A 12,192-nucleotide genomic window follows, 5' to 3' on the forward strand; every position below is an offset into this window, starting at 1 on the left:
AGGTGAACGGAATGCAAATTGGTATTATCAGTACAGGAATCTATTTACCAGAGACCGTGATAACAGGGGAAAAAATCGCAAGGTTGGCAGGAATTCCAAAAGAGATTGTGGAAGACAAGATGGGGATAAAGAAAAAAACAGTTCCTGGAGCAGATGATCATACTTGTGTGATGGGTGTGCATGCAGCAAAGAAAGCCATTAGTAAAGCTAGAATCAATCCGCTAGAAATAGATTTAGTCATTTATATCGGAGAAGAACATAAGGAGTATCCTTTGTGGACGGCTGGAATCAAGCTTCAGGAGGAGATAGGTGCCTATAATGCTTGGGCATTTGATGCCGCTTTAAGATGTGGGACGACTATCATGGCTTTAAAAGTGGCCAAGAGTATGATGGTTTCTGACCCTAATATCAATACTGTCCTGCTTGCTGGGGGATATCGTAACGGGGACTTCATTGACTATAGTAACAAAAGAACCCAATTTATGTTTAATCTAGGTGCCGGTGGAGGGGCTATTCTTTTACAAAAGGGATATGAAAGGAACGTTATTCTAGAATCAAAGCTGATAACCGATGGTTCTTTCTCAGAAGATGTGGTAGTGAAAGCAGGAGGGACTAAGCATCCGCTTACTGAACATAATCTATCTCTTCACAAACTTGATGTACAGGATTTTGAAGGAATGAAGACGAGACTTGAGCAAAAGTCAATGAATCATTTTTTAAAGGTAATACGTACATCACTTTCTGAAAGCGGGTATACGGAGAAGGATATACAGTATCTTGGTTTGCTTCATATGAAAAGGTCCGCGCATGACTATGTGCTCAAAGAATTAGGTTTATCTAAAGAGCAATCCATTTATCTAGAGGAATATGGACATATTGGGCAGATGGACCAAATTCTATCATTGGAGCTGGCCCAAAAGGAAGGGAAGCTTAAGGACGGTGATATTGTCGTGCTGGTCAGTGCGGGAATTGGCTATGCTTGGGGAGCAACAACTATACGATGGGGGAAGGAAGTGGGTAAATGACCTTATCCAATATAAAATATAAAAAAGTAACATTGCCAAATGGGGAAACCATTGCCTATCAGGAGAGGGATGGCGGAGAGCACAAAGTATTGCTGATTCATGGGAACATGACCTCTTCAAAGCATTGGGACCTCATACTAGAACAGATGGACTCAAAGTTTAAGATATATGCTGTTGATATGAGAGGATTTGGTCAATCTTCCTATCGCCATGGGATTCAATCCATCAAAGACTTTTCGGATGATATCAAAGGGGTTGTAGATGCGATTGGTTTAAATGACTTTTCCATCATAGGCTGGTCAACAGGAGGGGCTGTTGGCATGCAATTTGTGGCTGATTATCCTGGATACTGTTCAAAGCTGGTGCTATTGGCATCTGCATCCACAAGAGGATATCCTTTCTACGGAGTAAATGAAAATGGTCAGCCGGATCTTACTAAACGTCTCTCAACCTATGAGCAAATTAAAATCGATCCGATTAGGGCAATTCCTATTCAGCATGCCTATAATACAAAGAATTACCCATTCTTACAAGAAGTGTGGAATGCAACCATCTATACGAAAAATCGGCCAAATGAAGATAAATATAGAGAATATGTTGAGGATATGCTTACACAAAGAAATCTCGCGGAAGTATACCATTCCTTAAATACATTTAATATCAGCAATAAACATAATGGTCTAATTGAAGGAAATGGATTGGTGGATAATATTAAGCTTCCTGTATTAGTTCTTCGCGGTGATCGAGACTTTGTTATCACAGAGAGGATGGCACAGGAAATTGTTGAAGATATTGGAAATTATGCTAGATTTGTAGAGTTAAAGGATTGTGGCCATTCCCCGTTAATTGATGATCTAGATCAGCTGCTTCAAGTAATATCGGAATTTTTAAAATGATTTAGAGTGAGATGTAGAGAAGGGAAGGTGAGACTGGATTGGAATGGGAGTTTGATTGGATAACAAATAGAGCAAAATTGTCACCGCACACAGTAGCAATTGTTCATGCAGAGAAGGGAATTAACTGGACCTATTCCGAAGTAAGTCAACGTGCTGCAGCAGCAGCATGCTGGTTAAAAAAACAGGGAATTGTAAAAGGGGACCGGGTAGCTTTAATGTCTCCTAACCATATTGCTTATTTTGATTTGCTTTTTGCATGTACAAAATTAGGTGCCATCTTTGTGCCAATAAATTGGCGCTTAGCCTCTTATGAAATTGATTATATACTTAGGGACTGTACACCGAAGCTAATTGGATTTCATTCTCATTTTGCGACAAAGATAGCTGAGTTGGATTATGTAAAGCTCGAACCGATTACCTTTGAAATTGATCAGGAAGGCTATTTCGATCAATCTTTTGCATTGGGAGAGGAAGCAGAAATCAATGAACTAGACCCCCTTGCCATTCTTTACACAGGTGGAACAACAGGAAAGCCTAAAGGGGTAGTATTATCACACCAATCTATTATTTGGAATGGATTGAACACGGTTTTGAGCTGGAATTTATCAAAGGAAGATACAACGCTGACGTATATGCCGCTCTTTCATACCGGGGGTTTAAATGCGTTATCTATTCCGCTGCTTATGGTTGGAGGAAAAGTCGTAATAGCCAGTGAGTATAATCCAATCGAAGCCATCCATTATCTAAATCAGTATCATTGTACAATTGTCTTATTAGTTCCAACGATGTATCACATGATGGTAAATAGTGATGAGTTTAAGAAATGTCGATTTCCAACAATGAAGATTTTCCTTTCTGGAGGGGCGCCTTGTTCATTAGAAATTTATAAAGCCTTTCAGAGCAAAGGTTTAACTTTTAAAGAAGGATATGGCCTTACGGAAGCGGGGCCTAATAATTTTTATATCGATCCGGACAAGGTGAGTGGGAAATTAGGCTCTGTCGGAAAACCAATGTTATTTAATATTGTAAAAATCATAAAAGAAGACGGGAATCCAGCCATGGCGGATGAGGTAGGGGAATTATTAATTAAGGGTAATCATGTTTTCTTAAACTATTGGAATAACCCAAAGGCTACTGAAGAAGCCTTGTCCTCTGCTTGGCTTCATACCGGTGATTTAGCGAAAAAAGACCGTGACGGTTACTATTATATCGTGGGTCGGAAAAAAGAAATGATCATAACAGGCGGTGAAAATGTGTACCCGCTTGAGGTAGAGCATTGGATTAGTGAACTGCCGCAAGTAGCTGAAGTCGCTGTAGTGGGATTATCTGACCAGAAGTGGGGAGAAATCGTTGCTGCCTTTATTGTTCTGAAGGAAAATGAAAAGATAACCATTGAGGAAATAAAGGAACATTGCGCTCACAAGCTAGGAAAATACAAGATTCCTAAACGAATCGTTTTCTTAGACCAGCTTCCAAAAACACATGTCGGAAAAATCGATAAAAGGGAATTAAAGAAACACGGCGACACCTCCTCTACTTCTAAAAAGTAAATCTTTATCGCATTAAAGCGACGGGGGACAGTCCCCCGTCGCTTTAATGCATTAAATTCCTCGTTGTTCACAATAATCATTAATGAGTTCTTCGATTTGATCAAATTCAGGATGTTTTCCAGAAAAGGTAAAGGTTAATTCTTCAACAAACTGTCCTTTATGGTAGACATGAATGGCTCCGTTTTGCTCAATTACGCTATACTCTGGTTCAAAGCGATATCCATTCCTTTCAACAGCACCCATGTAAAACATCTCCTAAAACGTAGATTTAACTGATTTTCATAGTGTTCCCAGATAGAGAAGAATCATTTATCCCACTCTTAACGGGCAGTAAGACCTCCACCTCAAGATTCTGAGTATACAAAAGAAGATAGGTGGGGGAATCAACTGCCCGTAAAGGTCCGATTGGTGAGATAAGGATTTTCTTTGGGTTTCAGCCCTTAGAAAATCCAATCAGGCTCTGCGTGACTAACCCTCAGTGGGGAATGAAGAAAATCCCCACTGAGGGAAGTTTCACTTTATAAACTTCCCTATTTATCACTTGAAAATATCTTTACTTTCTGTTAATTCGGAATTAAAATATAGACAAATAAATGTCAAAAAAAGTTCAATAATTTGTCACAATTTAACTATATTAATCATAAAGGGGGCTCTTTCATGAAATGTTTATTATCTATTTCTTTATTGCTTCTATTATCCTTTTATCTAGTGACCCTATTTAATTTTTCGCCTGTAATTGCATTTGTTCTTTTTTTCTTGACTATTGTTTCAATGGTAGGCGCCATTTGTCAGGAACTTGATAAAAATAGAAGGGTTAGACATCTTACAGTGATAAAATAAAAAAGCCCAATCCATGGATTAGGCTTTTTTTGACTGCTTTCAACTTTCTGCTTCTAGTAGGCTTCTTCACCGCTGTCCAAGCTTACTTGCCAATGAATACCGAATTTATCAGTAACTTGACCATAACATTTACTCCAAAAAGTTTCTTGAAGTTCCATACCCACAGTGCCGCCCTCTTTCAAACTGTTAAAGTAAGACTTAATTTTGTCTTCATCTTTGCTGATTAATGAAAGCGTGATATTGTTTCCTTCATTCACTTCCATACCTGGAAAGGCATCAGAAAACATAACATTACTTCCATTAATATTTAGTCTTGTATGCATAACCAAATGTTTAGCTTCCTCTGGCATGGGATAATTAGGGTCTGAAGGACTGTCTCCAAAAGTCATGATTTTTGGCTTTTCTTCTTCAAAAGCCTCTGCATAAAATTCAACTGCTTCACGGCAGTTTCCATTAAAAGTTAAATAAACATCTACTGACATCCTAATCACTCCTAGATATAATGATTTCACATCAATTTAAATGGACAAATTAACTATAACCATTTTTAAATTTATACATACCTCCCTCTATAAATAAGAAGAGTCAATAATGACAGGGGAAAATGGAGAAGGTTGAAGAAATAGTAATAGAATATATCCTAATGAGAATAGGAGCGTAAATATGGATTTACAATTGCAAGGAAAAAAAATATTAATTACCGGTGGTTCGAAAGGAATCGGGAAAGCGATTGCTGCGGCTTTTATAGCAGAGGGGGCTGATGTTTCCATTGTTGCCCGCAGTAGTGATTTTTTAGAAAAGGCAAAAGAGGAATTAGACGGCAAAGTTTCAATCTATCAGGCCGATTTAACTAAAGCGGATGAACGGGAAAAGCTCATCCAGACGTTTACTACAGAAAAAGAAACAATTGACGTCCTCATCAACAATGCGGGCGGCAGCAATGGAGGAAAAGCTGCAGACACGGAAATGGATTTATTTTATGAAGCGATGGAGCTGAATTATTTCTCAGCTGTTCATCTAAGTAAATTGGTCATTCCCTATATGAAAGAGTCCAAAAGCGGATCAATCATTAATATTACATCTATATTTGGAAGGGAAAGCGGAGGGAAAGTTACCTATAATAATGCAAAATCAGCATTGATCAGCTTTACAAAATCATTAGCGGATGAAGTGATTCCTGATGGCATTCGCGTGAATAGTATTGCTCCGGGAAGTATTCTTCATGAAACAGGCAACTGGAAAAAGCGGCTTGAAGCGGATCCTGAGGGAATACAGAAGTTTGTGCAAAATGAAATCCCCGCAGGACGCTTTGGTACTCCTGAGGAAGTAGCGAGTGTAGCTGTATTTCTTGCTTCAGATAAGGCGTCATGGATTGTCGGCGCAAGCATCAATGTGGATGGCGGTCAGTCACGGATGAATTTTTAATGTCAAAAATGGTCCTAAAACTCGAATGAGAGGGACCATTTCTTTTTTTTGTTTAGATGAATATGGATAGAGAAGTTATATTAAGAAAACTCGCTAATACTTCCGGCGAGTTTTGCTTATATATTAATATTTTTGTTAATAAGCCTGTTATTTTGGTTTGAAGTTTTAGAAAAGCACCTCACATCTCGCTTGTTAATCTCCGTGCCTAGAACGAAGCTTAACAAGCGAATGAAAATTAATATCGTTCTTTTACACAGCCTTAATTATTTATTTTTTAGCTTTGTTAGCGAACGATGTTGATAAGCCGGATTTTTGACGCATCCGTGAGAAATGTCATTTCATAACCATACAGCTTTAGATGAGCTCAACATTAACAATGTTAATAAACAAAGCCATTTGTACGGTAGCTGCTTTTTGGTTAATTTACATATATGTTATATAATGTGACATAATCTGTGTCAAAGATAATGTCTTTACTATTTTTGTAACGGGCGTTCACTAAGTCGATAATGACTTTATACTACGGATGCACAACCACTTGCTTTCCGCCAGACTATTTTTTAAATCAGTATGGCGTATTGGGCATTGAATTGAACGTAGTTGCCGTCATGAAAATAATCTTCTTACTCCATCCAATTGCCAACATCAATTTCTCTTAAAATATCAATTGTTGTTTGTTCTAAAATATTTGCCTTATTCCCCTCAATAGTGCCTCTTAATTTACGTTCTAAGCTAACAGAATCAATACCTTGTTGATACAGTATTTAAAAAGGACCTAAAAAAGAATAATGAAAAACCATGTCATATTTTCTTACACAAATATGGATATGTAAGAAAACTTATCATATGATGTATCTATATTATTCATAGATACCGTCTATAAAACGATTGGAGGACTCTACATGGTAAAACAAAAGCTTGTACTGATTGGGAACGGAATGGCTGGAATTCGATGTTTAGAAGAAATTTTAAAGATAGAAAAGGATGCATTTGAAATTACCGTTTTTGGAAGTGAAAATCATCCAAACTATGATCGCATTCAATTATCAAAAGTATTACAGGGAGATACGGCAATAGAAGATATTACGTTAAATGATTGGAATTGGTACGAACAAAATAATATTCTTCTTTATTCTGGAGAAACGGTAACCCATATCGATACGGAAAAACAAATCGTACTTTCCGATAAAAATCGTGAGGTTGCTTACGATAAATTAATTCTTGCAACTGGATCAGTTCCTTTTATCCTTCCTCTGCCAGGTGCTGATAAAGAAGGGGTTACTGCTTTCAGGAATATAGAAGACTGCGAAAAAATGATTGAATACTCAAAAGAGTACAAAAAGGCAGCTGTCATCGGTGGAGGATTATTAGGGCTTGAGGCTGCAAGGGGTCTTTTAAATTTAGGAATGGAAGTAGATGTTATCCATATTGCTGATTATTTAATGGAAAGACAATTAGATGAAGCTGCTGCAAACCAGCTCCGAAAGGAACTGGAAAAGCAAGGGATGAACTTTTTGTTAAGAAAACAAACGCAGGAGATCTTCGGTGAAAACAGAGTCGAGGGATTGCGTTTTAGCGACGGGGAAGAAATCAAAGCGGATCTCGTAGTCATGGCGGTCGGAATTAAACCAAATACAAGTATCGCTGTAGAAAGCGGAATTCCGGTTAATCGAGGAATCCTTGTTAATGATTATATGGAAACAGAGATTTCGAATGTGTTTGCGGTTGGTGAATGTGCAGAGCACCGCGGTATGGTGTACGGTCTTGTTGCACCGCTATATGAACAAGGAAAAGCATTGGCTGGGAAAATCTGCAGCGTTGATGTGAGGCCTTATGAAGGAACGGTACTTTCTACTAAATTAAAGGTTTCTGGTGTGGATGTTTTCTCAGCTGGAATCATTAATGAAGATGAACAAACAAAGGCCATTAAGGAATTTAATGATTGGAAAGGCACTTATAAGAAGATTCTTATTCAGGATGATAAAATTTCAGGTGCTGTTCTATTTGGTGATACGAAAGAAGGCACGAAGCTTCTGAGTTTGATTAATAATGGAGCAAATGTGTCTGAGTATCTTGAAAAGAATGAAAGTAATGATGCAGGAGTAAGTTTTGTTGCTTCCTTGCCAAATGATGAAATCATCTGCGGATGTAATGGTGTAACAAAAGGGGATATTGTAAACGCAATTGAAACACAAGGTCTAACTAGTATTGATGAAGTAAAGGGATGTACAAATGCTTCGAGATCATGTGGAGGCTGTAAGCCGTTAGTAGCTGATATTCTTGAGCTTACATTGGGTGATGAATTCAATAAAGCTAATCAAAAAGAAGCAATTTGCAGCTGTACTACTTTATCACGAGATGAGGTTGTTGTTGCTATTCGTAATATGAACCTCAAAACAACAAGGGAAGTGATGAATGTACTTGAGTGGAATACAATCGATGGGTGCTCTAAATGTAAACCGGCTTTGAACTATTATTTAGGCATGATTTATCCGCTTGAATATGAGGATGAAAAAGAATCGCGTTTTGTAAATGAACGCTTACATGCGAATATTCAAAAAGATGGGACTTTCTCGGTTGTACCGAGAATGTATGGCGGTGTGACAAACCCAGAACAGCTACGGAAAATTGCTGATGTGGCTGAAAAATATGATGTGAAATTATTGAAAGTGACTGGCGGACAGCGGATTGATATGTTCGGTATCGAAAAAGAAGACCTTCCAAAGGTATGGGCTGAGCTGGATATGCCGTCAGGTTATGCATATGGTAAAACTCTTCGTACTGTAAAAACATGTGTGGGTGCAGAGTTTTGCCGATTCGGAACTCAGGATTCTATCGGGCTTGGTATCTCCTTAGAAAAGAGATTTGAACGAATCAGCACTCCTCATAAATTTAAAATGGCTGTTTCGGCTTGTCCGCGAAATTGTGCTGAATCAGGTATTAAGGATCTCGGTGTTGTCGGAGTGGACGGCGGGTACCAAGTTTATGTTGGAGGGAACGGTGGAACCGATTTAAGAGCGGCCGATCTTTTATGTAAAGTAAAAACAAGTGAAGAAGTAATAGAAATTACCGGAGCTTATTTCCAATATTATCGTGAAACAGGAATCTATTTAGAAAGAACCTCTAAATGGGTTGAGAGAATGGGACTCGATCATATTCGATCTGTGATGGAAGATGATCGAAAACGACTTGAATTAAATATACGGTTAGATGAAGCGTTGACTGTAGCTCAAGAACCGTGGAAAGAAATTATTGAAAGTGAAAGGCTTCAAAAAGAATTATTTGAAAAAGTGAAAGTTCCGGTAACGGCAGAATAAAAGGGAACCAGGGGTTGAACCCCTGTTTCCATGATATTTGATGAACTTTAGGGAGAAGATGAGGGCCTGTATAGACGGGACATAATAGTCTGGAGGAATAAGTGATGGGAAAAACAAAAACAATTCAGCGAATTAAAGTAGCCGTAGTGGATGAAATCCCACAAAAGTTAGGGAAAACAGTCCATATAGGTTCACATGAGATAGCGTTATTTCATTTAGAGACAGGGGAATTTCACGCAATTGAAAATCGCTGTCCTCATAAAGGTGGGGTTCTTGTAGAGGGAATGGTAAGTGGTGAACATGTATTTTGTCCAATGCATGATTGGAAAATTAACGTAAATGATGGTCAGGTTCAAAAGCCGGATAAGGGCTGTGTTAAAACCTTTAAAGTAGAAGTAGAAAACAATGAAATTTTTATCATTCTGTAAATTATTATTGAAAGAAGGAACATGATGTCATACGTAAATCCAGATCAAGTTGTAGAAAGCATGGTTCAAGCAGGTGCGGCAAAAGCAAAGCTAACGGTTAAAGATATGTTAATTAGAGGCGGCTTAGCCGGTGCGCTGCTCGGCTTTGGTACCACCTTAGCATTTACTGTTGAAACACAATCGCAAATGGGTTTTGTCGGTGCGCTTTTATTCCCAGCATGCTTTGTAATTGTCATTCTTTTAGGATTAGAGCTGGTTACAGGGAATTTTGCGCTGCTTCCGTTAGCTGTTATAGAAAAGAAAGCAACATGGCAGCAAATGATATCAAACTGGTTTTGGGTCATTGTGGGCCATTTAATTGGCGGTGCAGTTTATGCGGTATTTTATGTGATTGCAGTAACTCATTTGGGTCATGTAGATAACCACGCAGTAGCACAGAAAATAATCAATGTAGCTGAAGCGAAGACATTTGCTTATTCTTCGCTGGGGTCAGAAGGGTTACTTATCGTCATTGTAAAGGCCATCCTATGTAACTGGATGGTTGCTTTAGGAGCTGTTCTGGCGATGACTTCGAAAGCAACTATTGGAAAAATAGTTGCGATGTGGCTTCCAATACTAATGTTTTTTGCGCAAGGCTTTGAGCATGCGGTCGTAAATATGTTTGTCGTTCCTGCGGGGATCATGCTTGGGGCAAATGTAACGGTATCTGATTGGTTATTATGGAATCAAATTCCAGTTCTCTTTGGAAATCTTATTGGCGGGTTTTTATTTGTTGGACTAGCATTATACCTAACACATAGAAAAGCAGGGGAAAAGAAGGCTTTAGAACAATTAGAATTCACAAAACAAGCATCCAATTTATAATGAGGAAAAGAGAAGAGAGGGGTCATAATATGGGAAAAGTATACTTAGTTGGGGCAGGTCCTGGAGACCCTGATTTACTAACGATAAAGGGCTTAAAGTGCATACAAGAGGCTGATATTATCTTGTATGATCGGCTGGTCAATAAAGAATTATTGCAACACGCGAAAAAAGAGGCGACGTTCATTTATTGCGGAAAGCTTCCGAAATGCCACACGCTAAAACAGGAAAATATTAATCTTTTGCTGGTTAAGCTTGCGAAACAAGGAAAAGTGGTGACCCGTTTGAAGGGAGGGGATCCGTTTGTGTTTGGCAGAGGTGCTGAAGAAGCGGAGGTTCTCGCTCAAAATGGTATCCCGTTCGAAATTGTTCCGGGTATTACATCAGGAATTGCCGCGCCTGCATATGCAGGTATACCGGTGACGCATCGGAAAACTTCCAGTTCATTTGCTGTGGTGACAGGGCATGGTGAGAATGGTAAACCAACTAATATTAACTGGAGCAGTTTGGCGGGGATTGATACATTGTTGGTTTATATGGGAATTGGGCACTTGGCCGATATTTGTCATGCTCTGATCCTTCATGGGAAAGCACCTGATACACCGGTTGCTTTAGTGAACAGGGGAACTACCGCTAATCAAAAAACTGTTACAGGAACCCTTTCTACGATTGTAGAAAAAGCGAGTATAGAGAAAATTGACAATCCTAGTATAATCGTAATGGGTGAGGTTGTCAGATTACGAGATCAAATTTCCTGGTTCAAAGAAGTGAGAACACATGAAAGCGAGATGGTATTTGCGGATGAAGTTGTATGAGAAATCTAAACAAGGACTTCCTGATTATACTGGAGGTCCTTGTTGTGTAGGGAATAATCAATGCTCTATTGGTTCACTGTATCTTCTTTATTAAACCAAAGAGGATCCATATCATCCACATCACCATTGTAATTAATTAGTATTTCTTCCCCCGCTTTAATATCCCTATAGGCAAAAAAATCAAATGTGTGGTTTGGAAAGTTTATATCGTATGTCGCATTTGGTTCATAAGAATGGTTAAACAACATGCCGTATCCTAAAAGAATGGCAGAATGGTTTATTCCATATTCAAATGCATAATCAGCTAGCAGCGTTTTTTCTATATGTACATGTTCTTCATTTGGATAGGGAAGAACGGGTGCCGCATGGAAAAGTGTACCCTTTGCAATATCCTTTGTGGCAAATACACCTCTGTTTAGTTCCCCGTCACTCAGTTTCGAAGTTTTTACTTCAATCATAATTCATCACCTGTTCATTTTAGTAGTTAATTTCTTAAGTGTGAACGATAAATGGATTGAAAGCAACCATATTATATTGTTTATTTTTTACAATGGAATGGTTATTAACCTTTTTACGGTAAAAATTAATTAAAAAAGATGTAAGCTGTTTAAATATCTTTGCTTACACCTTTTCTTTAATAAATCTATCTAAATAATAGGCATTCCCTAGCGTTCTAATACAGCTGCTTTTGAAACAGGCATGCCTTCTTCTTCAGCAAAGGCAGCAAGCTTGTCCGAAAAACTTGGGGCAGATATTTTATGGAAAAGAGGTTGATTTCAAAATACTTAGATGATATTATTGGAGTCGTCCATATTGAACACGTTATACTAAATAATGTTAATCAATATTCGGAGAAATGACTATTAATTTTTTCTATTATCGCGGGGTGGAGCAGTCCGGTAGCTCGTCGGGCTCATAACCCGAAGGTCGCAGGTTCAAATCCTGTCCCCGCAATCTGGTCCGGTAGTTCAGTTGGTTAGAATGCCTGCCTGTCACGCAGGAGGTCGCGGGTTCGAGTCCCGTCCGGACCGCCAT

At 38.6% G+C, this 12,192-nt stretch carries 12 protein-coding genes and 2 tRNA genes; 11 read left to right on the forward strand and 3 right to left on the reverse strand.

Translation table 11 applies throughout. The features are described from left to right. Positions 1–11 precede the first annotated feature (11 nt). Genes F4V44_RS15400 through F4V44_RS15410 form a run of 3 tightly spaced genes read left to right on the forward strand, consistent with a single transcriptional unit; the run spans position 12 to position 3,471 of the window. Entirely contained in the window at positions 12–1,025 is a 1,014-nt protein-coding gene (locus tag F4V44_RS15400) for a 3-oxoacyl-ACP synthase (RefSeq protein WP_150440905.1), read from the forward strand. After that, the gene (gene phaZ / locus F4V44_RS15405) at positions 1,022–1,921 is read left to right on the forward strand and encodes an intracellular short-chain-length polyhydroxyalkanoate depolymerase (RefSeq protein ID WP_150440906.1); all 900 of its coding nucleotides are present in this window, start codon (positions 1,022–1,024) and stop codon (positions 1,919–1,921) included. Before F4V44_RS15400 ends, phaZ begins: the two co-directional genes overlap by 4 nt. Positions 1,922–1,959: 38 nt before the next feature. Continuing rightward, a complete protein-coding gene (locus tag F4V44_RS15410; protein WP_150440907.1) occupies positions 1,960–3,471 on the forward strand; it encodes an acyl-CoA synthetase in 1,512 nt (503 codons plus the stop codon). A 51-nt stretch (positions 3,472–3,522) separates the two neighbouring features. Here the strand turns inward: F4V44_RS15410 and F4V44_RS15415 are convergent, their stop codons facing one another. Continuing rightward, positions 3,523–3,714 (reverse strand): YbxH family protein, encoded by a 192-nt coding sequence (locus F4V44_RS15415; protein ID WP_150440908.1) that lies wholly within the window; start codon positions 3,712–3,714, stop codon positions 3,523–3,525. A gap of 414 nt (positions 3,715–4,128) precedes the next feature. On the opposite strand from F4V44_RS15415, the gene F4V44_RS15420 reads away from it, so the two are divergent. Further along, entirely contained in the window at positions 4,129–4,311 is a 183-nt protein-coding gene (locus F4V44_RS15420; RefSeq protein WP_150440909.1) for a hypothetical protein, read from the forward strand. 53 nt (positions 4,312–4,364) lie between these two features. Here the strand turns inward: F4V44_RS15420 and F4V44_RS15425 are convergent, their stop codons facing one another. Then, complete coding sequence (locus F4V44_RS15425) at positions 4,365–4,793, reverse strand: VOC family protein (protein WP_150440910.1); 429 nt, start codon at positions 4,791–4,793, stop codon at positions 4,365–4,367. 181 nt (positions 4,794–4,974) lie between these two features. Here F4V44_RS15425 and F4V44_RS15430 point away from each other — a divergent pair, with 181 nt between their 5' ends. The 5 genes from F4V44_RS15430 (at position 4,975) to cobA (ending at position 11,157) form a co-directional block, all read left to right on the forward strand. Continuing rightward, complete coding sequence (locus F4V44_RS15430; protein ID WP_150440911.1) at positions 4,975–5,736, forward strand: SDR family NAD(P)-dependent oxidoreductase; 762 nt, start codon at positions 4,975–4,977, stop codon at positions 5,734–5,736. A gap of 902 nt (positions 5,737–6,638) precedes the next feature. Beyond that, on the forward strand, positions 6,639–9,053 hold the full coding sequence (nirB, locus tag F4V44_RS15435; RefSeq protein ID WP_150440912.1) for a nitrite reductase large subunit NirB: 2,415 nt from the start codon (positions 6,639–6,641) through the stop codon (positions 9,051–9,053). Positions 9,054–9,157: 104 nt separating this feature from the next. Continuing rightward, entirely contained in the window at positions 9,158–9,481 is a 324-nt protein-coding gene (gene nirD / locus F4V44_RS15440) for a nitrite reductase small subunit NirD (protein WP_150440913.1), read from the forward strand. A gap of 21 nt (positions 9,482–9,502) precedes the next feature. Continuing rightward, a complete protein-coding gene (locus tag F4V44_RS15445) occupies positions 9,503–10,345 on the forward strand; it encodes a formate/nitrite transporter family protein (protein WP_223881911.1) in 843 nt (280 codons plus the stop codon). Between the two features lie 29 nt (positions 10,346–10,374). Next, positions 10,375–11,157 (forward strand): uroporphyrinogen-III C-methyltransferase, encoded by a 783-nt coding sequence (gene cobA / locus F4V44_RS15450; RefSeq protein ID WP_150440914.1) that lies wholly within the window; start codon positions 10,375–10,377, stop codon positions 11,155–11,157. A gap of 65 nt (positions 11,158–11,222) precedes the next feature. Here cobA and F4V44_RS15455 read toward each other — a convergent pair whose 3' ends face one another. Beyond that, positions 11,223–11,615 carry an SET domain-containing protein gene (locus F4V44_RS15455; protein WP_150440915.1) on the reverse strand — a complete coding sequence of 131 codons (393 nt, stop codon included), beginning with the start codon at positions 11,613–11,615 and terminating at the stop codon, positions 11,223–11,225. Positions 11,616–12,037: 422 nt separating this feature from the next. On the opposite strand from F4V44_RS15455, the gene F4V44_RS15460 reads away from it, so the two are divergent. Further along, positions 12,038–12,111, forward strand: a tRNA-Met gene (locus F4V44_RS15460). 3 nt (positions 12,112–12,114) lie between these two features. Continuing rightward, positions 12,115–12,191: transfer RNA gene (locus tag F4V44_RS15465), tRNA-Asp, on the forward strand. Position 12,192 lies beyond the last annotated feature (1 nt).

The sequence above is a fragment of the Niallia endozanthoxylica genome, assembly GCF_008710145.1.
GTDB classification, from domain to species: Bacteria; Bacillota; Bacilli; order Bacillales; family Cytobacillaceae; genus Bacillus_BD; species Bacillus_BD endozanthoxylica.

Coding starts and splice junctions, on each gene's coding strand:
- F4V44_RS15400 (WP_150440905.1), top strand. CDS start 12: ATGCAAATTGGTATTATCAGTACAGGAATCTATTTACCAGAGACCGTG.
- phaZ (WP_150440906.1), top strand. CDS start 1,022: ATGACCTTATCCAATATAAAATATAAAAAAGTAACATTGCCAAATGGG.
- F4V44_RS15415 (WP_150440908.1), bottom strand. CDS start 3,714: ATGGGTGCTGTTGAAAGGAATGGATATCGCTTTGAACCAGAGTATAGC.
- F4V44_RS15420 (WP_150440909.1), top strand. CDS start 4,129: ATGAAATGTTTATTATCTATTTCTTTATTGCTTCTATTATCCTTTTAT.
- F4V44_RS15425 (WP_150440910.1), bottom strand. CDS start 4,793: ATGTCAGTAGATGTTTATTTAACTTTTAATGGAAACTGCCGTGAAGCA.
- F4V44_RS15430 (WP_150440911.1), top strand. CDS start 4,975: ATGGATTTACAATTGCAAGGAAAAAAAATATTAATTACCGGTGGTTCG.
- nirB (WP_150440912.1), top strand. CDS start 6,639: ATGGTAAAACAAAAGCTTGTACTGATTGGGAACGGAATGGCTGGAATT.
- nirD (WP_150440913.1), top strand. CDS start 9,158: ATGGGAAAAACAAAAACAATTCAGCGAATTAAAGTAGCCGTAGTGGAT.
- F4V44_RS15445 (WP_223881911.1), top strand. CDS start 9,503: ATGATGTCATACGTAAATCCAGATCAAGTTGTAGAAAGCATGGTTCAA.
- cobA (WP_150440914.1), top strand. CDS start 10,375: ATGGGAAAAGTATACTTAGTTGGGGCAGGTCCTGGAGACCCTGATTTA.
- F4V44_RS15455 (WP_150440915.1), bottom strand. CDS start 11,615: ATGATTGAAGTAAAAACTTCGAAACTGAGTGACGGGGAACTAAACAGA.